This is a genomic window from Flavobacterium undicola (assembly GCF_009909155.2).
GTDB classification, from domain to species: Bacteria; Bacteroidota; Bacteroidia; order Flavobacteriales; family Flavobacteriaceae; genus Flavobacterium; species Flavobacterium undicola.
On record NZ_JAAAPM020000033.1, the window covers coordinates 12,864 to 35,467 of the forward strand.

The 22,604-nt window shown below is 33.6% G+C and carries 18 protein-coding genes and 2 pseudogenes; 8 read left to right on the top strand and 12 right to left on the bottom strand.

What is annotated here, in order from left to right; all coding sequences use genetic code 11:
- Positions 1 to 28 precede the first annotated feature (28 nt).
- The 4 genes and pseudogenes from GTZ96_RS15555 (at position 29) to GTZ96_RS18445 (ending at position 4,484) form a co-directional block, all read left to right on the top strand.
- Positions 29 to 1,609 carry a solute:sodium symporter family transporter gene (locus tag GTZ96_RS15555; protein ID WP_161644832.1) on the top strand — a complete coding sequence of 527 codons (1,581 nt, stop codon included), beginning with the start codon at positions 29 to 31 and terminating at the stop codon, positions 1,607 to 1,609.
- Between the two features lie 40 nt (positions 1,610 to 1,649).
- Positions 1,650 to 3,581, top strand: a pseudogene (nagB, locus tag GTZ96_RS15560) (glucosamine-6-phosphate deaminase); the annotation flags it as partial.
- 223 nt (positions 3,582 to 3,804) lie between these two features.
- Complete coding sequence (locus tag GTZ96_RS18440; protein WP_317168917.1) at positions 3,805 to 4,188, top strand: SDR family NAD(P)-dependent oxidoreductase; 384 nt, start codon at positions 3,805 to 3,807, stop codon at positions 4,186 to 4,188.
- A gap of 167 nt (positions 4,189 to 4,355) precedes the next feature.
- Positions 4,356 to 4,484: an SDR family oxidoreductase gene (locus tag GTZ96_RS18445; RefSeq protein ID WP_317168916.1), complete on the top strand. Its 129-nt coding sequence runs from the start codon at positions 4,356 to 4,358 to the stop codon at positions 4,482 to 4,484.
- Positions 4,485 to 4,597: 113 nt separating this feature from the next.
- Here the strand turns inward: GTZ96_RS18445 and GTZ96_RS15570 are convergent, their stop codons facing one another.
- Entirely contained in the window at positions 4,598 to 5,455 is an 858-nt protein-coding gene (locus GTZ96_RS15570; protein ID WP_161644834.1) for a leucine-rich repeat domain-containing protein, read from the bottom strand.
- A gap of 179 nt (positions 5,456 to 5,634) precedes the next feature.
- On the opposite strand from GTZ96_RS15570, the gene GTZ96_RS15575 reads away from it, so the two are divergent.
- The gene (locus GTZ96_RS15575) at positions 5,635 to 6,117 is read left to right on the top strand and encodes a DUF1761 domain-containing protein (protein ID WP_161644835.1); all 483 of its coding nucleotides are present in this window, start codon (positions 5,635 to 5,637) and stop codon (positions 6,115 to 6,117) included.
- 47 nt (positions 6,118 to 6,164) lie between these two features.
- On the opposite strand, the gene GTZ96_RS15580 is transcribed toward GTZ96_RS15575, so the two are convergent.
- Complete coding sequence (locus GTZ96_RS15580) at positions 6,165 to 6,443, bottom strand: 4a-hydroxytetrahydrobiopterin dehydratase (protein WP_161644836.1); 279 nt, start codon at positions 6,441 to 6,443, stop codon at positions 6,165 to 6,167.
- Positions 6,444 to 6,537: 94 nt separating this feature from the next.
- Here GTZ96_RS15580 and GTZ96_RS15585 point away from each other — a divergent pair, with 94 nt between their 5' ends.
- A complete protein-coding gene (locus tag GTZ96_RS15585) occupies positions 6,538 to 7,686 on the top strand; it encodes a peptidogalycan biosysnthesis protein (protein ID WP_161644837.1) in 1,149 nt (382 codons plus the stop codon).
- 5 nt (positions 7,687 to 7,691) lie between these two features.
- Here GTZ96_RS15585 and GTZ96_RS15590 read toward each other — a convergent pair whose 3' ends face one another.
- Positions 7,692 to 8,570, bottom strand: a complete 879-nt coding sequence (locus GTZ96_RS15590; protein ID WP_235973013.1) for a diacylglycerol/lipid kinase family protein — start codon at positions 8,568 to 8,570, stop codon at positions 7,692 to 7,694.
- 61 nt (positions 8,571 to 8,631) lie between these two features.
- On the opposite strand from GTZ96_RS15590, the gene GTZ96_RS15595 reads away from it, so the two are divergent.
- Positions 8,632 to 9,597 (top strand): App1 family protein, encoded by a 966-nt coding sequence (locus GTZ96_RS15595; protein WP_161644838.1) that lies wholly within the window; start codon positions 8,632 to 8,634, stop codon positions 9,595 to 9,597.
- A gap of 426 nt (positions 9,598 to 10,023) precedes the next feature.
- Here GTZ96_RS15595 and GTZ96_RS15600 read toward each other — a convergent pair whose 3' ends face one another.
- On the bottom strand, positions 10,024 to 11,931 hold the full coding sequence (locus GTZ96_RS15600; RefSeq protein ID WP_161644839.1) for an ABC-F family ATP-binding cassette domain-containing protein: 1,908 nt from the start codon (positions 11,929 to 11,931) through the stop codon (positions 10,024 to 10,026).
- Between the two features lie 65 nt (positions 11,932 to 11,996).
- Between GTZ96_RS15600 and GTZ96_RS15605 the strand changes: the two genes are divergently transcribed.
- Positions 11,997 to 12,377 (top strand): DUF983 domain-containing protein, encoded by a 381-nt coding sequence (locus GTZ96_RS15605; protein WP_161644840.1) that lies wholly within the window; start codon positions 11,997 to 11,999, stop codon positions 12,375 to 12,377.
- Between the two features lie 2 nt (positions 12,378 to 12,379).
- Here GTZ96_RS15605 and GTZ96_RS15610 read toward each other — a convergent pair whose 3' ends face one another.
- The 8 genes and pseudogenes from GTZ96_RS15610 to GTZ96_RS15645 form a co-directional block, all read right to left on the bottom strand.
- Complete coding sequence (locus GTZ96_RS15610; protein WP_161644841.1) at positions 12,380 to 13,432, bottom strand: NAD(P)/FAD-dependent oxidoreductase; 1,053 nt, start codon at positions 13,430 to 13,432, stop codon at positions 12,380 to 12,382.
- An 83-nt stretch (positions 13,433 to 13,515) separates the two neighbouring features.
- Positions 13,516 to 14,409, bottom strand: a complete 894-nt coding sequence (gene porN, locus GTZ96_RS15615) for a type IX secretion system ring subunit PorN/GldN (RefSeq protein WP_161644847.1) — start codon at positions 14,407 to 14,409, stop codon at positions 13,516 to 13,518.
- A 51-nt stretch (positions 14,410 to 14,460) separates the two neighbouring features.
- Complete coding sequence (porM, locus tag GTZ96_RS15620) at positions 14,461 to 15,999, bottom strand: type IX secretion system motor protein PorM/GldM (RefSeq protein WP_161644842.1); 1,539 nt, start codon at positions 15,997 to 15,999, stop codon at positions 14,461 to 14,463.
- Positions 16,000 to 16,054: 55 nt separating this feature from the next.
- Positions 16,055 to 16,705 (bottom strand): type IX secretion system motor protein PorL/GldL, encoded by a 651-nt coding sequence (gene porL / locus GTZ96_RS15625; protein WP_161644843.1) that lies wholly within the window; start codon positions 16,703 to 16,705, stop codon positions 16,055 to 16,057.
- Positions 16,706 to 16,764: 59 nt separating this feature from the next.
- Entirely contained in the window at positions 16,765 to 18,183 is a 1,419-nt protein-coding gene (gene porK / locus GTZ96_RS15630; protein ID WP_161644844.1) for a T9SS ring complex lipoprotein PorK/GldK, read from the bottom strand.
- 258 nt (positions 18,184 to 18,441) lie between these two features.
- The gene (locus tag GTZ96_RS15635) at positions 18,442 to 19,593 is read right to left on the bottom strand and encodes a formimidoylglutamase (protein WP_161644848.1); all 1,152 of its coding nucleotides are present in this window, start codon (positions 19,591 to 19,593) and stop codon (positions 18,442 to 18,444) included.
- 59 nt (positions 19,594 to 19,652) lie between these two features.
- Positions 19,653 to 22,169 carry a type I DNA topoisomerase gene (gene topA, locus GTZ96_RS15640; protein WP_161644845.1) on the bottom strand — a complete coding sequence of 839 codons (2,517 nt, stop codon included), beginning with the start codon at positions 22,167 to 22,169 and terminating at the stop codon, positions 19,653 to 19,655.
- 317 nt (positions 22,170 to 22,486) lie between these two features.
- Positions 22,487 to 22,604, bottom strand: a pseudogene (locus GTZ96_RS15645) (IS1595 family transposase); the annotation flags it as partial.

Consider the following 22,604-nt stretch of genomic DNA (forward strand, 5'->3'; position numbering starts at 1 on the left):
AGATTGCATAACTTAATAACCATTTAAAATGTTATACTCTTATTTAGGCTTTTTTGGATTCACACTCTTAGTGCTTTTTTATACCAGTTATAAGCTCCGAAAAGATAAGCTTGACACTTCAAATGGTTATTTTTTAGCTGGAAAAAGTTTAACTGCACCTGTTATTGCGGGTTCAATGCTTCTTACTAATATTTCTACCGAGCATTTAATAGGAATGAATGGTAGTTCATATAAAAATGGAATTATCGTTATTGCCTGGGAAGTTACCTCGGCAATAGCCTTAGTTATAGCGGCAATTTATATTATTCCGCGTTTTATGAAAATGAAACTCACCACAATTCCAGAATTTCTGGAAAAACGGTTTGATTCCAGCATTCGTTCTATAGTTGCTTTTTTATTGATGATTTCATTTGTTGTGACTTTATTACCAATAGTTTTGTATTCTGGAGCTATCAATATCGAAAGCATTTTTGATTTCTCGACTGCATTCTCCATTTCTAAAGAACAATCCTTAGTTTACAGTGTTCTGGCTATTGGTGTCATTGGTTCAGTCTACACTATATTTGGAGGATTAAAAGCAGTTACTTACTCTGACTCCCTTAATGGATTTGGATTAATGCTTGGAGGTCTATTAGTCCCCGCCATTGCGCTGTATCAAATTGGGAAAGGAAATATTTTTGACGGCGTAAGTACCATTTACCATTTTGCACCAAAAAAGTTTGACATCATCGGAAGCGAAGATTCAGTTCTACCCTTCTCTACTCTTTTTACAGGGCTGATGATCAACCAAATTTATTTCTGGGGAATGAATCAAACCATTATCCAAAGAGCTTTTGGTGCCAAAAATTTAGTGGAAGCCCAAAAAGGATTAATTATTACTGGTGTTTTGAAATTGTTAATGCCTTTAATTATTGTACTTCCAGGATTAATTGGTTTTTACTATTTCCAAGAGCAGCATTATGACAAACCTGATTTAATTTATCCACTATTAGTAAAAAAAATACTTCCCTCCTATCTTTATGGTTTTTTTGCCGCAGTGATATTAGGAGCTGTATTAAGTACTTTTAATAGCGTACTAAATTCAGCAAGTACCATCTTTTGTATAGACATTTACAAAAAGACTTTTAATAAAAATGCAACCGATGAAAAACTAGCCTATTATGGTAAAATATCCTCTGTAATCTTAGCTGTTTTATCCATATCTGTTGCACCATTAATGGCTTATGCTCCTTCAGGATTGTATTTCCTTTTACAAGAATTAAACGGAATCTTTTTTATCCCCATTTCCTCTATTTTAGTTGCAGGATTATTTTTCAAACAAATTAATGCTGCAGGTGCAAAAGCGGGCTTATTCTTCGGTTTTGTTTTTTACATCTTAACCTCATTTGTATTTCAAATTAACATTCATTTTGTTCATTTATGGGGAATCGAATTTGTATTAAACTTCATTATTATGTTAGCCGTTTCCAAATTATACACCGCTTCGAAATCAAACACGCAATACGAAGAAGAACAATCAAAAAACTATGAAAAATCTTGGTCAGGAATGAATCTTGCGGGAAGTATTTTAGTTTGCTTGACCGTATTAATTTATATCATACTATCTTAGTAAAAGCTTTATTTAATTTTCAAAACAAGAAAAAAACAACACAATGATAAAAAGCAATATCGACAAAGCTACCGGATTTGAAAAAAGATTCGAAAACATCAACACGGTGGTTTTCGAAAATTCAAAAACAGCTTCTATAGCCGTTGCACAAGAAATTGCGGCATTGATTAGAACAAAACAGGAATCCCAGGAAAATTGTACTCTAGGATTAGCAACTGGATCTTCACCAAAAGGTTTGTATGCCGAACTGGTAAGAATGCACAAAGAAGAAGGACTTAGTTTCAAAAATGTTATTACTTTCAATCTGGATGAATATTATCCAATGGAACCCGATTCTATAAATAGCTACGTGCGATTTATGAAAGAATTACTATTGGATCAGGTAGATATTTTACCTGAGAACTATAATATTCCTGATGGAACTTTATCCAAAGAAGAAATTCAAGAATATTGCGCCAATTATGAAGAAAAAATAGAAGCTCTAGGCGGAATCGATTTACAAATTCTGGGAATTGGAGGTAATGGACATATTGGTTTCAATGAATCAGGTTCGTTACAAAATTCAAAAACTCGATTGGTCGCTTTAGATCATATCACCAGAGTTGCAGCAAGCAAAGATTTTTCGGGTTTGACCAATACTCCCAGAACTGCTATTACACTCGGAATAAAAAAAATAATGGAAGCCAAACAAGTTATTCTAATGGCTTGGGGCGAAGGAAAATCAAACATTGTTAAAGCTTCAGCTGAAGGCACTGTAACTAATCAGGTTCCGGCTTCTTTTCTACAAGAACACAACAATGCTATTTTTGTTTTAGACCAAGAAGCTGGTTCTAAACTAACCCGAATCAATACACCTTGGTTGGTTGAAAAAATTGCGTGGACTGATAAATTGACTCGAAAAGCTGTTCTAAGAATGGCACTCGACTTAAAAAAACCAATTCTTAGACTGACTGATGCTGATTATATCGAAAACGGAATGAGCGATTTACTGGCCGATTTAGGACCTGCTTACAACATCAACATCAGTATATTTGACAAATTACAACATACTATCACAGGCTGGCCTGGAGGAAAACCCAATGCCGATGATAGCAATAGACCTGAACGTGCTGAACCAGCCAGAAAAAGAGTGCTTATTTTTAGTCCACATCCGGATGATGACATCATCAGTATGGGAGGCACTTTTATGAGATTGCAAGAACAAGGTCATGAAGTTCATGTGGCTTATCAAACCTCTGGAAATATTGCTGTAGCCGATAGCGAAGCCGAAAGATTTGCTCGATTTGTATGCGATTACAACGAAAAATTTGAAATCAATAGTCCCGAAGCCGATTCGATTTACAATAAAGCACATGAATTTTTAAACAATAAAAAAACGAGCCAAAAAGATATTCCCGAAGTAAGACATCTAAAAGGGCTTATTCGTAAAGGAGAAGCACGCGCAACCAGCCATTTTGTAGGTCTAACTGACGATCAAATTCATTTTATGGATCTTCCATTTTATGAAACAGGAACCATTGAAAAAAAGCCTTTAGGAACAGCTGATATCCAATTGACGATGGATCTTATCGAAAAAATAAAACCACACCAAATATTTGCTGCAGGCGATTTAGCCGATCCTCACGGAACGCATAAAGTTTGCTTAGACGCTATTTTGGAGGCTGTAAAAAATCTTAAAACAAAAGACTTCATGAATGATTGTTGGCTGTGGCTTTACCGCGGCGCATGGCAAGAATGGGGAATTGACGAAATAGAAATGGCAATACCCATGAGTCCAGACCAAGTATTAGCAAAAAGACATGGAATTTTTAAACACCAATCACAAAAAGATGGTGTCGTTTTTCAAGGCACTGATGCACGAGAATTTTGGCAAAGAGCCGAAGATAGAAATAAAGAAACCGCCGAATTATATGACCAACTGGGTTTATCTAATTACGCCGCAATGGAAGCCTTTGTAAGGTGGAAATTCTAAAATAAACCCTATTACTTTTTTTTTTAAGAAAGCTGTGTGAATTATATAATTCGCACAGCTTTTAAAATAAATAACAATATCAAAATTAAAAAATGAATCTATTTAATATCAAAAACAAGGTTGCCGTTATCACAGGAGGAACAGGAGTACTCGGAAGTTCAATTGCTAAACATTTAGCAGCTTCAGGAGCAAAATTGTCATCTTAGGAAGAAATCAGGAGACAATAGATAAAAGCGTTACAACACTTAAAGAAAGTGGTTATGACGCACTAGGAATTGAGGCAAATATTCTTGACAAAAAATCATTAGAAGAAGCCCGGGAAAAAATTATAGAACATTATGGCAGAACAGATATTTTATTGAATGCAGCAGGTGGAAACATGCCCGAAGCTACAATAAACGAAAACCAAACAATTTTTGATTTATCAATGGATGCTTTTCAAACGGTAACCGATTTAAACTTAAACGGTACTGTAATTCCTTCGATAGTTTTTGGCGAACTTATGGCCAAACAAAAAGAAGGAGTCATTATTAATTTCTCTTCAATGACCGTGGAAAGAGCCGTAACTCGTGTGGTAGGCTATTCCGCTTCTAAAGCGGCCATGTAAAATTTCACTCGATGGATGGCAGTAGAAATGGCTACAAAATTCAGCAGTAAAATTCGTGTAAACGCTATTGCACCAATTTTTTTATTGGAAATCAAAACCGAAAATTATTAACGAATGAAGATGGTACTTATACCCAAAGAGGAAATAGCATCATTAATAATCCCCCTATGAAAAGATTTGGAGAAGCAGATGAATTAGCTGGCACTATTCACTTTCTATGTAGTGATGCCGCTCAATTTATAACTGGAATAGTGCTACCTGTAGATGGTGGTTTTAGTGCTTTTAGTGGTGTCTAAACTAAATAGTAATAAAAAAACCTGTAAATTTTTATCTACAGGTTTTTCAAACACTAAACTTATTATAAAACTAACTTAATAAAAAAAACAACTCTAATAACAAACCAATATTATTATTCTTCAGACACTATAGGTCTTTTATCTATCTCAACAGCAACATTCATTAAATAAGCCACACCTTTATCATTAATCATAGTCATATTAAGAGTATCTAACATGGCCAACTTTTTAGTTACTAAACCATTAAACTTATTATAAGAAATATTCATTTCCTTTAAACCATTCAATTTTTCAAGTGCTAATGGCACTTGACCTGCAAAATTATTTTCAAACAAACTTAAATTTGTCAATTGTGTTAAATTAGCAACATCCTGACTTAGGGTTCCGCTTAGTTTGTTACTATTTAACAATACTGTCTTTAACGATTTCATTTGGTAAAACGAAGTTGGAATAGTACCTTCGATTTCATTATTAAACACAGCTAAAGTTTCTAAATTTTGTAAGTTTCCTAAATTAACCGGTAAAACTCCAGATAATCTATTCATATACAATTCTAAACTTTTCAAATTATTTAAATTACATATCGATTCAGGAATAGCTGCTGATAAACTATTAAAAGACAAGTCTAAAACTTTCAATTCTTTTAAATCCCCTAAACTAGCAGGAATACTTCCTGATAACTGATTTTTATGTAAATTCAGTTCTTGTAAATTTTTCAAGTCCCCTAACTCAGCTGGAATTGCACCAACCAAATTATTATCCTGTAAATCCAAAACAACCACTTTATCATTTAATACCCTAACACCTGTCCAAGTAGTGATCGGTTTAGATAAATCCCATTTCACTTTCCATTGACTACCATTAGTAGCTTCATAAAATTTCACAAGGATTTCTTTATCTGAAAGTGTCACATTAGCCATCATTGTAAATGAAGCCAAAACCATTAAAAATAGAGTAAATATCTTTTTCATAATCTCCGCATTTTATTTTGTTCAGATAAATATAACACAATTACCGATTAAACCACTAAAAAAATCGATGAAATACATTTTATTTTTACTTTAAAAAGTAATAATCCTACAATTTTAAAAAACATACAATTAAAGTTTTTTTATTTATATTTGAAATACTAATCAAAAAAACCAACACTATGGAAATTAACTTCTTAGCATTATTTGTAGCAGCTTTATCAACTTTAGTTGTGGGATTCATTTGGTACAATCCAAAAGTATTCGGAACAATATGGATGAAAGAATCAGGGTTAACCGAAGAAAAAATGAAAGGAGCTAATATGCCTTTGATTTTTATAATGGCTGTCTTCTTCGCCTTTTTAATTGCTATGGTTATACAATTTTTAACTATTCACCAATGGGGTGCTTTTAGCATGACCGGAGGAAATGTAGCTACAGCAAAACCATCTTACGCCGCATTCATGGCTGATTATGGTACCGCTTTTAGAACATTCAAACATGGTGCTTTCCACGGTTTTCTTACTGGTCTTTTTCTAGCTTTTCCAATGATTGCAACAAACGCTTTATTCGAAAGAAAAAGTTGGAAATACACCTTTATTAATAGTGGTTACTGGATTATCTGTTTCATGATTATGGGCGGAATTATCTGTGCTTGGCAATAAAACAAAAAAACTCCTCTCATTAATAAAAATTGAGAGGAGTTTTTCTTTTAAAACAATTTTTCTATAGCCTTCGCTAATTCGAAATCCTTGTCCGTAACACCTTTAGCATCGTGGGTTGATAATCGAATATTGACTTTATTATACACGTTAAATAATTCAGGATGATGATTTTTAGTTTCTGCCAATAATCCAACTTGAACTATAAAAGCAAGTGCCTGATTAAAGTTTTTAAACTGAAATTTTTTCTCTATTCCATCATTCTCAAAAGACCAATTTTCCAATTGCGACAAAACCGACTGTGCTGTTTTTTTATTATAAGTTTCCATAATCTTTCTTTTCTATAAAATTAGTTATTTTCTAGCTTTAAACAGTCTTGTAGACTTAAAATAGTACCTTCGCCAATAATTAATCCCTCAACGTTTGAAATCATTTTTTTCATTTAAAATATACGATTCTGTTCAAAATTTGCCTGTTGAATGGGATGTTTTGGCTGCAAAGAATATTTTTCTGTCTCGAAACTATCTAAACATTTTAGAAACTACGGCTCCAAAAAATATGTCTTGCCGTTTTATTGCTTTATTTCAAAACGAAGAAATTATTGGGATCAGTATTTCTCAGTTTTTAGATTTAAGCCAAATACCTTCTTTTGGTGAAAGAGACAATTGTTTAAGGACTAAAATTCGGAATTTTGTTTTCAAAAGATTTGGTTCCAAAGTGCTCATCATCGGCAATAATATGTTAACGGGACAAAACGGTATTTTATTTAATAAAAAAACATCTTTAAAAACGATTTTTGGATTATTGAAAAAAGCTACTGAAGCATTAGAACAAGAGTATAAAAAACAAGGCAACAAACCCCATCTTACTATTTTTAAAGATTATTCGAAAGCAGAAATCAACTGTTTTGACAACCCCGAATATGATTCTTTCTATAGATTTTCAACCCAACCCAATATGATCTTTAACATCAAGGATTCTTGGCAATTTTTTGATGACTACATAGCTGATAAGAACAAAAAATACCGCGATCAATACAAAAGAGCCAGAAAAAAAGCAACGGGTATAAGCAAACAAAAACTAAGTCTCGAAGACATTCAAAAACACAAAGACCGTATCCATTATTTATACCTAAATGTAGCTCAAAAAGCCGCCTTTAACACCTTTTACCTGGATGAAAACCACTTTGAAACATTCAAAAAAAATCTAAAAGACCGATTTTTATTTTATGGCTATTTCGAAAACAATGAATTAATTGGCTTTAATACTTTAATAAAAAATGGCGTGGATATCGACACTTATTTCCTGGGTTACGATGAAAATTGCCAAAAAGAAAAAATGCTCTATTTGAACATGTTGTATGACATGATAGGCTATTCTATCAACAAAAAATACGATCGAATTATTTTTGCCCGAACAGCATTAGAAATAAAAAGTTCGGTAGGTGCAAAAGCAGTGGATATGTTTGGACTTATCAAACACAACAATCCATTTTTGAATTTATTTGTATCCAAAACATTTCATTATTTTGAACCCAAAATAGAATGGCAAGAACGAAATCCTTTCAAATAAAAGGGCTAAATTTTGAGTGTTGCAATTTTTAATTTCCTAGTTGATATCGAAATATCCAAATTGGTTTCTTTACCACAATATTCTCCGTCAATTTGAAAACTTGTTGGTTTATTGATACTAATCAAGGCTTTCTCAGTAGAAATAACAGTAACATCTCCAGATGAAACCGGAATTTTCCCCATGATAATTTTGACAAAAACACGAAAATTTATCCTTCTCAAAATAATCAACTCAAACTTACCGTCACTCATAATCCCTATGGGGTTAATCACAACTCCTGTTCCATATTTTTGAGAATTAGCAACAACAATCATTTGTGCTTTGGTTTCAATCAGTTGCTCCTTACTTTGTATACTCACCCGAAATGATTTTCCTTCATGCAATAAGGTCTTAAAAACTTGCAAAGCGTAACCTAATTTTCCTCGAATGGCACTTTTTTCGTAATTCTTAATCAAATCAGCATTTAATCCTAAATCGCTCAAATGAATACACATTCGATTATTAATACTTATAAAATCAATGGCTACAAAATGATTTTGAAAGGCAATAGAAATATTCTCTTCTTGAGATTTCATCAAACCCAAATCGGTTGCTAAACCATTGGCAGAACCTACCGGCAATATCCCAAAAACAACATCTTGCTGTTCTAAAGCTTCGGCTACTAATTTTATTGTTCCATCTCCTCCTGCAATAATAACACGCTCCGGATGATTTTGAATATAATACTCCCGTATGTTTTTCAAATCATCAACTCCTGTGGTTTCTAAACAATACAAATTCAGATTTAAATATTTGGCGTAATGAGACACTTGATCAATCAAAAAAGCTTTATCAACCCCTCCCGAAATGGGATTCACCACCATCATCACATTATTTTTCTCCATTTTACTCCATATTTGTCTTAAAAATAACTAATTTAGAATACAATACAAAGAAACACTATAAATGAAGCCCATCATAAAATTATATCGTGGTTATGCCAACGAACAAGAATTAATTGTAATGGGACATATTTTTCTGCCCACAAAAAAAGTAGATTACGATTTTCAGGATAAAAATTTCAAAAACGCGAGTTCCATAATTGGAATGTACCGAATGAAAACCTGGGCTAATGCCGATATTTATTTAACCCACAACCTTAAAGTAATTCATACCAAAACACTTATCGACGGTTATTTTAAATTCTGTATTCCACTTGATCAAATCGATTATGGCTGGGTAGATTATGAGGTAAGTTTGAACTATGAAGATGAAACCATTGCTGCAAAAGAAAGCTACATTCGCCCAAAAATTGACCATTTGGGCATTATCTCTGATATTGACGATACTTTTTTAGTTTCTTATACGCTCAACCCATTAAAAAAGATGTACAATCTACTTTTTAAAAATGTGAATCGGCGTAAGGTTTTTGAAGATGTTACTGTACATTATCAAGCATTGAGTCAATCAGGCAGAAGCAAGAATGAGGAATTAAATGTCTTTTTTTATGTTTCCAGTAGCGAGTGGAATTTATACCGTTTTATTGTCAAGTTTACCGAAATTCATCAATTACCAAAAGCCGTTTTACTATTAAAAGATATTAAAACCAGTTTGACTAATTTTTTCTGGACCGGAAGAGGTAGTCACAATCATAAATTTGAAAAAATAAAACACATATTAGAATTTTATCCTAATTTAAAATATGTCCTTATTGGCGATGATTCACAGGAAGATCCTTATTTATATGAAGCCATTTCTAAAATTTTCCCTTTAACCATTCAAGCTATTTATATTAGACAAACAGCCAAAAACAAAAAAAAGAAAGTCATTAAAGCTCTTCAAAATCTGGAAAGTCTTTCGGTAGAGGTTTGTTATTTCAAAAAAAGCAAAGAAGCGATAGCTCATTCAAAAAAAATAGGCTTAATCAATTAACACTAATCATTTTAAAGAACGGCCTAATTCATCCGATTGAGTGATTTTTGATTAGTAAAAAATTAAATTCACCAATTTTCTTTTTTGCTTGATCAAAAAAGAAACAAAAAAATCAAGTCTTACACTTCCTCGTCGGTCAAATTAGTTTTCGAATACTAAAAGAAAAGAACTCGCTAACGCTCAAACAGCTTTTCTTTTTACGCATTCTTCAAACATTTGACACTCGACTGCGGAAGCTAAGGACAAGTAAAAACCTTATTTTTTTATATTTTAATTAATCCCTAAAGCCTAGCCCAGACCAAAGTGGAAAGCCCGGAATCTCGTTGTTTAGTTTTTACAGGGGCACAAAGCGACTGAAAGAAGCTCTTGTGGCGCTATATAAAAACAAACAACGAGATGAGGACTTGTAGCGAAGTGCTGGAATAGCTACAAATTATCTATTTCTTCCTGAACAATCTCCCAATCTAATAATAATTGGTCTAAATCGGCTTTCTTTTTATTGTAGGCTTTAAAAAAGGCCGCATCTTCGATGTGTTTGTCATAATTAGAAGCAAGCATTTTATCATCATGCTGAATATCTTTTTCCAATTGTTTGATTTGGCTTTCCACCTTACTCAAACGATTCTGTAATGACTTCCCTTTCTTTTGATCTTCGTAAGAGGCTTTTTTGCTTTCTTTAGGCGCAGCAGCTTTAGCTACATCTTTTTTCTCTACTTCACGCATGTTCTCCAAATTGCGTTGCTCTAAGAAATAATTGATGTCTCCTAAATATTCTTTTATTTTTTGATCTTTAAACTCGTATACAATATTAGACATCCCTTGCAAGAAATCCCTATCGTGAGAAACCAACAGTAAGGTTCCTCCAAATTTTTGCAAAGCGGCCTTTAAAACGTTCTTAGACTTAATATCCAAGTGGTTTGTAGGCTCATCCATCAACAAAACATTAATAGGTTGCAAAAGCAATTTACATAAGGCCAGACGGTTTCTTTCACCCCCTGAAAGGACTTTTACCTTTTTCTCTACATCGTCGCCACGAAACAAAAACGAACCTAACATATCACGCACTTTCGAACGGTTGGTATCCATTGCAGCATCCTCCATGGTTTGCAACAAGGTAATTTCACCATCCAAATATTCAGCTTGATTTTGAGCAAAATACCCCAATTGCACGTTATGACCTAATTTAATATTTCCTTCGTACTCAAATTCATTTACTAAGGCTTTTATAAAAGTAGATTTTCCTTGTCCATTTTGTCCCACAAAGGCAATCTTGCTTCCACGTTCCACCAATAAAGAAATCTCTTTTAAAATTGTCTTTTCACCGTAGGCTTTAGTTACATTTTCGGCTTCAACAACGACTTTTCCTGGCTCTTTTGAAACTGGAAACGAAATATTCATTACCGAATTATCATCTTCATCTACTTCAATTCGCTCTACTTTATCCAATTTTTTAATTAAAGACTGCGCCATCGAAGCTTTAGAAGCTTTGGCACGGAATTTTTCAATTAACTTTTCGGTTTCTTCAATTTTCTTGGCTTGGTTTTTTTGAGTAGCCAATTGTTTTTCACGAATTTCGTGACGCAATTCTAAATATTGCGAATAAGGTTTATTGAAATCGTAAGCTTTTCCAAGAGAAATTTCGATAGTTCTATTGGTTACATTATCCAAAAACATTTTATCGTGCGATACAATCACCACAACACCCGGATAATTACGCAAGAAACTTTCTAACCAAATGATACTTTCAATATCCAAGTGATTCGTAGGCTCATCCAGCAACAAAACATCATTATTTTGCAATAATAATTTAGCTAACTCGATACGCATTCTCCAACCTCCCGAAAAAGTTTCAGTTTGATTATCGAATACTTCTCTTTTGAAGCCCAATCCTAAAAGAATTTTTTCGGTATCTCCTACATAATTATAACCGCCTAATAAATCAAAACGATGCGTATAATCAGATAGATCTTCAATTATTTTGCTATACTCGTCACTTTCATAATCGGTTCTGGTAACCAATTGATGATTGATTTCCTCTAGTTTTTTCTCAACAATTTTAATCTCGATAAAAGCTTCATAAGCTTCCTCAAGAACGGTTCTTCCTCTTTCAAAATCAATATCCTGACGTAAGAATCCCATTCGAATATCTTTCTCTTGAGAAATCACACCCGAATCAGGAGCAAAATCCCTTGCCAACATTTTTAGCATCGTGGATTTTCCAGCACCATTTTTCCCTACAAGACCGACTCTATCCCCAGCTCCTAATCTAAAGGTTACCTCTTCAAACAAATAAGTACCACCAAACGAAACCGATAAATTGTGTATATTAAGCATATTTTGTGACTAATGTTACATTGGTACTTTTTCAAAAAATGTACCTTTGATAAAAATTTTTGCAAATGTTAAAAAAAGGATCCAAACTAAATAGTATTTTAACAGGAACTTGTCCTAAATGTCAGAATGAGAGTATGTATTTAGACAAAAATCCATACAATTTACTTTCTACGCTTAAAATGCATGAAAAATGTAGCCATTGCGGATTAAGGTATCAAATCGAACCTTCCTTTTTTTACGGAGCCATGTATGTTAGTTATGGACTAAATGTTGCTATTGGAATCGCTGTTTTCATAATCTCTTATGTCTTTCTTCATTCTTCTATAGAAACCGCTTTCATTGCCATAGTAAGCGCTCTTATTATTTTATTCCCTTTAGTTCTTAGAGGCTCACGAAATCTCTACATTAACATGTTTGTTAGTTACAAACCCAATTCCAAAACTTAAGATTATCTCTTATTCTTTGGTTCAAATCGTTTTATATTGATTTCTTTTTCTAACGGAATATCATTTTCTATAGAATCAAACAAAGCTTTAGCCATTGCTGGCCCGAGCATCACCCCTCTTGTTCCTAATCCGTTTAAGACATGAACGGATTTATACTCAGCATGTGTTCCTACTAATGGCCTGCGATCTCTTACAGTGGGACGTATGCCCGCAAAATGAGATACAATTTCAAATTCGCAATCAATAATTTCCTTTATACGATCGATTAGTTCTTGCTTTCCTTCTTCGGTAGGCGTATCAGTTTTGTCTTTCCAATTATAAGTAGCCCCTACTTTAAACAATCCATCACCAAGCGGAAGAATAAATACAGAAGTATTGACAATAACATCCAAATCTAATTCGGGTGCTTTGATAATAAAAAGCTCGCCTTTTGTTCCATCCAAAGGCAAATTATTAAAATAAGGATTTGCGTGCAAACCAAAACCTTCAGCAAAAATAATGTGTTTAGCTTCAATGTTTTTGTATCGAATACTATCCGATAAAACTTCTAACGCTTCGTAATCAAAAGATTCCTGAACCAAAAGCTGCTGTTGCAAAAGATACGTTTTATAGTGTTCCAATAAAGAAGCGGTATCTACATAACCCGTATGTAGAACTTCCCCATAATTATAGGGTGAATCAATTCCGGAGTATTTTTTTGTGATTATTGAAGTAGACAAAAAAGGAGCTAGAGCGGGCTTATCCGAAGCAGCAAACCAATTATTTTGTTCTTCGATAGAGAAGAATTTACGCAAAATAGGTTTTTTAAAATCTACCTTAACTTGAAGTTTTTTTTCTAAATCAACATAAAATTGATTCATCAAAATCAGCTGTTCCCTAGCTTGCCAAACTTCACTAAAACGCTTTAAAATAACCGGATTATATAAACCACCCGCTATTTTGGAAGAATTTTGCGAATCATTATCCACAACTAAAATATTCTTATTATTTGCTAAAGCAATTTCAGAAAACGAAATTCCAGCTAATCCACAACCTACTATTAAATAATCAATCATACTATCTAAATAAAAAACAAAAATACAGAAAACAAAAAACTCTTACCATTAGGTAAGAGTCTTTATATAAGCTATAATCGAAATTAGTAATTCCACATATCCGATTCAAAACTACGGATTTTATCTTTAACACGTTCAGCTTCGAGTAATTGATTTTGAGCATTGTCTTTCATATACTCTTTAATTTCTCTATCGCCATAGACATTTTCTTCTTTGTAAATTACACTGTTGAAATGTCTTGAATTTAAGATTTGATCGAAAGAAATTGGCATTGCCGAATTTTTATCATTAAAAGCTTTGGCTTCATGCAAAACTTCTCTTGCATCAGGGAAGAAAATCCAAAACAATTCAATATAATCCTTCTCCTCGTTATTCATCGTGTACACATCAGGTGTTACGGGACAAAGACCTAGCAAACGGTATTTCAATTCGCTTTGACGTTTGTCAAAATACCAAAAACCTTTAATCTTATATTGGGTAACATCTTGAGCCGTTAAATCTGATTTCAAGATATACTCTTGAGAAACGGTTTTTTGCCCTGCATTTATTTGCTCTTTACCCGCATCAGTAGTATCAATACGACTCAATGAAGCTTGAATATCTTTAAATGTTTTTTTGGTATTGAAATAACTATCTGAATAAATTTCAGTAATATCTCCATTTTTTATGGCTTTTGTTAACGCATCATATAGCGAACGTCTATTAGAACCAATATTAGCCGTATCAATAGGAAAATAAAGTGGAAAATTAATTTTCTCACTCAAATCAATTATCTCCCAAACCATTTTACCCATCAGTACATCTCTATCATGAACATAACCATAAGCTAATGGCTTATCGTTATCTGAATTAAGCTGGGCAGTTGTCTTAAGTCCAATTTCTTCTGGAATTCTAGCATTCAACAGATTAGACTGAGCATAAGAAGCTACTCCTCCAATTAAAGAGAGTGCAATTATCAAAAAATTTCTCATATTCATCATAGTGTCATTAATAAAAATTGACGTAACCATCGGGGCAAAACATATTTATTATTGAATTTCGAAAATAACCGGAGCAGTCCTTGGCAATAAATAACTACCCGCTCCCACAAGTTTTGTTTTAATTTCAGAAATAGTAACCTGATCTCCTCGAACTGCTCTAGAAAGAACTGATTTACATTGTGCATTCAATTTATTTCCTTGAACAACCACAGTAGGTTGACCAGTAACTTTTAAATTAAATCCAACAACATCTAAATTAACATCAAAATCAAAGTCAACTAGTTTAGCACCAATAGTAGCAATTTCTAAGTTTGATTTAGGTCCTTTTACAACACCCATATCCCCCCTAATTGTACCTGTAGGTCCAGGAATTCCTTTGATTCTGAATACTTTTTTATCTGAAGCCACTTTCCCGTCAGCCATTTTTCCAGAAACGTTAATTACTACTTCGTTTCCACCTTGTGGACTCATATTGTATTTTCCGTTTCCAACTTTAGATAAACCTGGAGCTGAAGCGTTAACATTATTATCGGCAATACCAGCAAATGAAATTGATATAGGGTTTACAACACCTCTATATACTACATTCATTTTATCAGCAGAAATTGTTGCTGAATTTGGTCTTGGAACCACAACATACTTACCAGTGAATTTTAATGGAATTGTTTTACCATCTTCAACAAAAGTAAATTGACCTCCAATTGTTTGCTCACCAACTCCACCTGCTGTTAAAGAGATTACTGCTTGACCATTTACAATTTTACCTGGACCAGAAAAACCTGTTGGTTTAGTATTCTCATCATAACGACCTAAAACCACTTTACCTTTAACTGCTTCACCTTGAAAATAAGCATTCTTATCTAATACCACAATGGCCTGATAATTACTATAAGAAGCTGCAGCTACAGCCGCTTTTCCTAATGCAGCACTATAAACATCTGATTGCGCTTTATTGATATCATTTTGCCAAGTTGACAATTTTGCAACTGAAGCAATCGCTGGAAAACTTTTGAAATGATAAGTTAAAAATTTATCTTTTAAACCTTCTTTATTTTTAACATCAGAAACATCAAATTTTGCTTCCACTTCACTTACAATAGAAGCGTATTTCTTATCCGTCCCTAAAGCAGCTTTCATGTCTGCTTTGTATTGATTGATGGTTGCAATAATTTCATCTCCTTTTTTAGTATAACCTTCTCCGGTAAACCAATTGTCGATATTATCTCCTTTATCCATATCTTCATAAGGCAGTTTACCAGTCTCTGGATCCGTTTCGTAGCCTTTAGTCGCCTGCTCTTTCAAAGAAGCGATATAATTAAAGAAATTATCGGTTATTACTTTTACTTTGTGAGCTGTTTGTGCCGCTACGGCAAATTCACCTTTAGCCTCAGCTGCTTTGGTATCTAAAGCAGTTAACATTTGCTCATTGGTTTGTTTTGAATTCACATTTGAACTTTCAAATTTTTCGTTCATTAATCCAAAACCTGATATTACTTCTTTTGAAACATTCATTGCCAACATAGCGATGAAAACCAAGTACATTAGGTTAATCATCTTCTGTCTAGGGGTTAATTTTCCTCCTGCCATATTTTCTAATAATTAGTTGTAGTAATTTTTTTCAATAATTTTTTAAGTCTAATTATTAACCTTTATTATTCATAGCCGAAAGCATACCTCCATAAACAGTGTTTAATGAAGAAATATTTGCTGTCATGGATTGCATTTGCTCCTTTAATTTAGATGCATTTTCTGCAATTTCTTTGTTCGCTTCAGCATTTCTAGAAGCACTTTCTAATTGTACTTTGTATAAACTATTCAATGATTCCATTTGTGCAGCAGCCATAGACAATTCTTCACTGTATCTTTTTGTAGCAGCAATTCCGTCAACAGAAGGAGCAATTCCTTTAGCAGCCGATTCGAAATTTTTAATGCTGTTTCCTAAGCTTGCCATTAATTCGCCATCAATTTTAGCGTCTTTAAGCATAGCGTCTAATTTTTGTGATAATAATCCTTGAGCTTCAGATGCAGACTCTGCTTTTGGTTTCCTTCCCGAAGAAGGAGTACCATTAGCCAATTCTGGGTACACTAATGTCCAATCTAATTCAGCGTCTACAGGTTCGAAAGCCGAAAGGGCGAAAATAAAAGCCTCTGTTAACAATCCAATAGCCAACATTCTAGTTCCTGTTAAAGGCCCAAGTTCAAAGTGAATAATTTTGAAAAGAGCTCCAACAATTACAACTGCTGCTCCCATACCGTAAGCAAAATTCATTGTTTTTTTACTTAATAATGCCATAATCTTAGTTTTTAAATTAGTGTGTAGGTTTTATTTATTAAAATTTATTAAGGGTTCTTTTATCTATTTTTTCTTGCTTTCCCTGTTCCATTACCTGTGTTTTGTACGCCCATGTAATCCTGAACAGTTCGGAAACCAATATAACTTCTTGCAGAATCAGCATACTCATAATCTCTGGTACTCACTTGCAAGAAATAAGCAACATCTTTCCAAGAACCTCCGCGCACTACTTTACGTTTATTTGAAGCATCTAAAACGTTGGGGTTCATTGTAGATACATATTCGTAAGCATTTGGATCATAAGAAGAATCAGTCCATTCAGACACATTCCCAGCCATATTATATAAATTGTAACCATTTGGTTCATAAGACTTAGCCTCCACAGTATACAAAGCCTGATCGGCAGCATAATCCCCTCTATTTGGTTTGAAATTAGCTAAGAAACAACCTCTGTCACTTTTAGTATAAGGCCCTCCCCATGGATAGGTAGCAGATTCTAAACCTCCTCTAGCCGCATATTCCCACTCAGCCTCTGTAGGCAATCTAAAAGAATTAATCAAGTCTCGGCCACTCTTTTTAGATTTGATATAAGTATTTTTATTTAAAGTTCTCCAAGCACAAAAAGCTTTAGCCTGTGTCCATTTAACTCCTACAACAGGATAATCTCCATAAGCTTTATGCCAGAAATAATCATTGTGCATGGGCTCATTATACGAATAAGTAAAGTCTTTAATCCAAACTGTTGTATCAGGGTATACTTTTACTTCCTCATTTCTGATAAAATCTTTTCTTTTACCCACTTTAGCTTTAGCTGCAGCCTGAATATCCATCCACGAATAACGAAATTTTAATTTATCTACATCAATACTACGTAAACCATTATAAGATTCTTCAATAGGAATATACATTGAATCCATAACTTCTACATAATATTCATCAGGATATTGTTTTGGATCTTTTATTAACTTAACCTTTTTGTTCAATTTTCTACCAGCATATTGATCTTCGGCAGTACCTATGCTATAATAGTTATCATACATGTACTTATCATAAGCAGTCATCTTTTCAGGATCAGCATCATTAAATGCAAAATCTCCAATGCTTCCTGCATTCTTACCTTTCCCTTTACCATCACCTGGTTTAGCACTCTGTTCATCAGCCAAGATAGCTAATTTCATTCGTATTGTTGAGTCTTTAACCCATTCCACAAATTGGCGGTATTCACTATTAGTAATTTCTGTTTCGTCCATGTAAAACGAACGAACCGTTACTGTTTTTGTTTGTGCATCTTGAACACCCGCTACATCTTCATCAGATTTACCCATAATATAGGCTCCTCCAGGCACCAAAGCCATGCCATAAGGTTTTTCAGGATGCCATTTCGCACCTTTAACACCCACTAACTCTCCTTTATCACTTGATTTACCACAGCTTATTAAAAGGGACAAAATTGCCATAAACGCAATGAACTTCTTCATATAAATTCGGGTTATATATTCTTTATTATTTAAGTCTGTAAACCTATTTATTATTTATTAATAAAACAATACTTTTTTTCACAATTAAACAGATGCCCAAATGTAAAGTTAAATAAAATATAAAAAAAATATTTTATCGACAAAAAACACAAAAAGACGATTAAAGACACAAAATACCGACTAAAGTCACAATAAACCTACATTAGAACAATTCGAAATTATCACATAAATCAATCAAATTGTAAAAAAATTGATTATTTAAAGCACATTTTTTCTTTGTGCTTTCCACCACCTCTCAGGCAATTCCTGATTACATGCACCTAAATACTCTTCATAGGAACAAGGTAATAACGTATTTCGCTTTAATTTATTATTCCCATTAGAAATAAAAGGTATTTCTATCCACCAACGATCGGTTCTATCACTTTTATAAAAAACGAGTGTTTCGTCTTCAATAGGCACACTATATTTTATATAATTTTCTCTACTACCAAAAGGATATTCATTAGAACGATAATGGAAACCCTCAATAAAATACCAAATAATTTGTGTAATTAAAATTGCTTCCTGACGCGAATTATGATGGTTAAAAATACCAAACATCGAAACCTTATCACTAATTCCGGCATATCTTGCCAACGCACAAATTTCTTTACCGTTAAATCCATTAGGAGCAAAAGAAACAAAATTCCCGGAATCAGAAGATTTTACTGCATTTAAATCCAAACTAACAATATCAGCATCTCTAAAAACAGGTTCAGCAATTGCAATATTATTCGAAACTTCTCCAAGACGATACCCATCAAAAAATAGCTTTTCGATTAAATCAATTTCTTCTTGTGAATTGTAATAGGTTTGGTAACCAATATTGCAAAAATTAAATAAATTATTAGGCTCATCGATTATCATTTGAGACAAATAAGAATTGCTCGACATTAACTCATCTTCTTTTCCAAAGTCGAATTTACTATCGATAGCAACCAAATTCACCATTTGCTCCAATTCATCATAAGCACGATATATGCTGTATGTTAAATCCTGGGAACCTCCGATAATGATTGGAATAATTTTCTGTTTGATTAAATCAGAAACAACTTTTCGCAAAGCAAAATAAGTATCCTCTTTTGAATTTCCAGGCAAAATATCACCTAAATCAGCAATTGTAGCATCCCAATTCCCTGGAAACATACTATACAATTCCTGTCTTATTACAGATAAATCCCCCGAATTTTCGATGGTTTCGCTTCCTCTATTTTCTAAAACTCCTATTAAAGCGATCTTCACTTTAGCTAAATCCGGAAATTCTTCTTTAGTATGAAAAACCACTTTGCTCCCTAATTGTTGAGAGCTTAAGGATTTTAATACTACTAAAATTTCATCATTTATTGGTTCCAGAAAATCAAATCCCATCATAACTTTTATCTATTCTAGATTTTTTGCTTCCCAAGAATAAAAGGAAAATACTATTGTTATTTCTTTTTAGTTGCAGTCTTTTTTGCTGCTGGTTTTTTAGCAGCTGCTTTCTTGGCTGGTGCCTTTTTAGCAGGTGTTTTTAGAGCAATCATTTCCTGAACTTCAGCCAAAGTCATTTTTGCAGCATCAACATCTTTGCTTAATTCAATTTTGATTTTTCCTTTCGTAATTACTGAACGTCCCCATCTTGCTTTCTCGACCAAGATACCTTCGTCTTCCCAATTGTGGATTACTTTATCAATATTTTTTTGCAATTTATCTTCAATCAAAGCTTCAATATCTGATTGTGACAAATTATCAAAATCATATTTCTTACTCACATTGATAAATATTCCGGCCCATTTGATAAACGGCCCAAAACGTCCTGTTCCTTTTTGAACACCTTCTCCTTTATAAACGGCTATTGGAGCATCGGCCAGGGCTTTTTCATCAATTAATTCTTGCGCTCTTTCCTTAGTTACCGCCAATGGATCTTCGCCTTTTGGCAATGAAATAAAAGCACTTCCGTGTCTCACATAAGGACCAAAACGACCATTGCTAACCTCAACTTCTTCGTCTTTGTAAATCCCTAAATTTTTTGGTAACAAAAACAAATTTAAGGCATCCTCCAAAGTGATGTTCCCAATATTTTGTTCTTTCATCAAACTGGCGAATTTTTTATCTTCATCTTCAGCATCACCAATTTGAGCCATTGGACCAAATTTCCCTAAACGAACCGAAACCGGTTTCCCTGTTGCCGGATCTGTTCCTAAAATTCTTTCCCCGCTTTCTCTGTCAGCATTGGCTTCAACATCTTTTACCGTTGGATGAAACTGATCATAAAACTCTTGCATCATCGTTGCCCATTCGATATTTCCTTCGGCAATTTCATCAAAATCCTGTTCTACTTTGGCAGTAAAATTATAATCCAGAATATTCCCGAAATTCTTAACCAGGAAATCAGTAACGATAGTTCCGATATCAGTAGGTACTAATTTCCCTTTATCAGAACCTGTGTTTTCTTTCAACAACTTCTCTCCTACTTTTCCTGATTGTAAAGTAAGTTGCGTATAATTGCGCTCTTGCCCATCCAAATTCCCTTTCTCAACATAATTTCTGTTGATAATTGTAGAAATAGTTGGCGCATAAGTAGACGGACGACCAATTCCTAATTCTTCTAATTTTTTAACCAAAGAAGCTTCAGTATATCTTGCTGCCGGACGAGAATAACGCTCAGTAGCTGTGATATAATTATTCTGTAATTTTTCGTTCACCTTCATTGCAGGCAACATACCTTCTTGTTCTTCCTCGTCATCATCATTCCCTTCCAAATACACTTTCAGGAAACCTTCAAAAAGCAATACTTCTCCAGAAGCAGTGAACAATTCACTGTGATTATTAGCAGCAATTTTAACATTGGTACGCTCTAATTGCGCATCACTCATTTGTGAAGCCAAAGTTCGTTTCCAAATCAGATCATACAAACGCGCTTGATCTCTATCGATATTTACGGTATGACGTGACATATCTGTAGGACGAATCGCCTCGTGAGCTTCCTGTGCACCTTTACTCTTATTTGCAAATGTTCTCGGTTTAGAAAATTCCTTACCATAGGATTTGATAATCTCAGCTTCGGCAGCATCCATAGCTTCTTTAGACAAGTTCACACTATCCGTTCTCATGTAAGTAATCAATCCCGCCTCGTACAACCGTTGCGCAAGCTGCATGGTAATTCCAACAGGTAAATATAATTTACGAGCTGCTTCTTGTTGTAAAGTCGAAGTGGTAAATGGAGCTGTTGGTGATTTTTTTGTTGGTTTCGTTTCTAAATCCGAAACCTTATAAGTAGAACCGATATTTTTATTTAAAAAATCTTCGGCTTCTTTTTTAGTATTGAAATTCTTAGGCAATTTCGCTTTAAAGGTTTTCCCAGCTTCGTTAGTAAACTCAGCTACAACCGAATAAGTTGGCACAGCGTTGAAGTTTTGAATTTCGCGCTCACGCTCTACTATCAAACGAACAGAAACCGATTGTACACGACCAGCCGAAAGTCCGCCTTTTATTTTTCTCCAAAGAACTGGTGACAATTCATAACCAACCAATCTATCTAAGACACGACGTGCCTGTTGTGCATTGACTAAATTGTAATCAATTTCACGTGGATTCTCGATAGCCTTAAGAATAGCATTCTTAGTGATTTCGTGAAAAACAATTCTTTTAGTTTTCTTTTTATCTAATTTTAATTCTTCCGCCAAGTGCCAGGAAATAGCCTCTCCCTCGCGGTCCTCATCGCTTGCTAACCATACCGTTTCGGCATTTTTAGACAAAGATTTCAATTTAGTAACCAAGGCTTTTTTATCAGGAGAAACTTCATATTTAGGCTTAAATCCATTCTCTACATCTACCCCAATTTCCTTTGAAGGCAAGTCGGCGATATGCCCGTAACTTGACTCTACTTGGAAATCACTTCCTAAAAATTTCTCGATTGTTTTTGCCTTTGCAGGTGACTCAACTATTACTAAATTCTTTGCCATTGCTATATTTTTCTGAGACAAAAGTATCTATTTTTTTTAAATACAAAGACTTTAGATTTTTTTTTTGAAAAGATTATAAAAACCTAAACAAATAAATTATAAAGAATAAACGAAAAAAAATCAAAGAAAAATCTTTTGTATTTTTAATCGATTAGAAAATTATCTTTACAAAAAAGCATTAAACAAATTACTCGAAATGAATAATTCAAGCGAAATTTACGACAACATTCCAAATATAATTGAGAATCAAATATTATTAAAAGAACCTAATTCTCAAATTAGAATATTCAAAGGTAATTTTGAATTAATTAATTGAGTTATACACTTAATATCTGTTTTATGTTTTTTTGATAAATCGGTTTTGCATTCACCATTCTTTCTATGGATTTATGAAAAATACTTGTTTTAAATTGAGAACGGTTTATCCTAAAACAA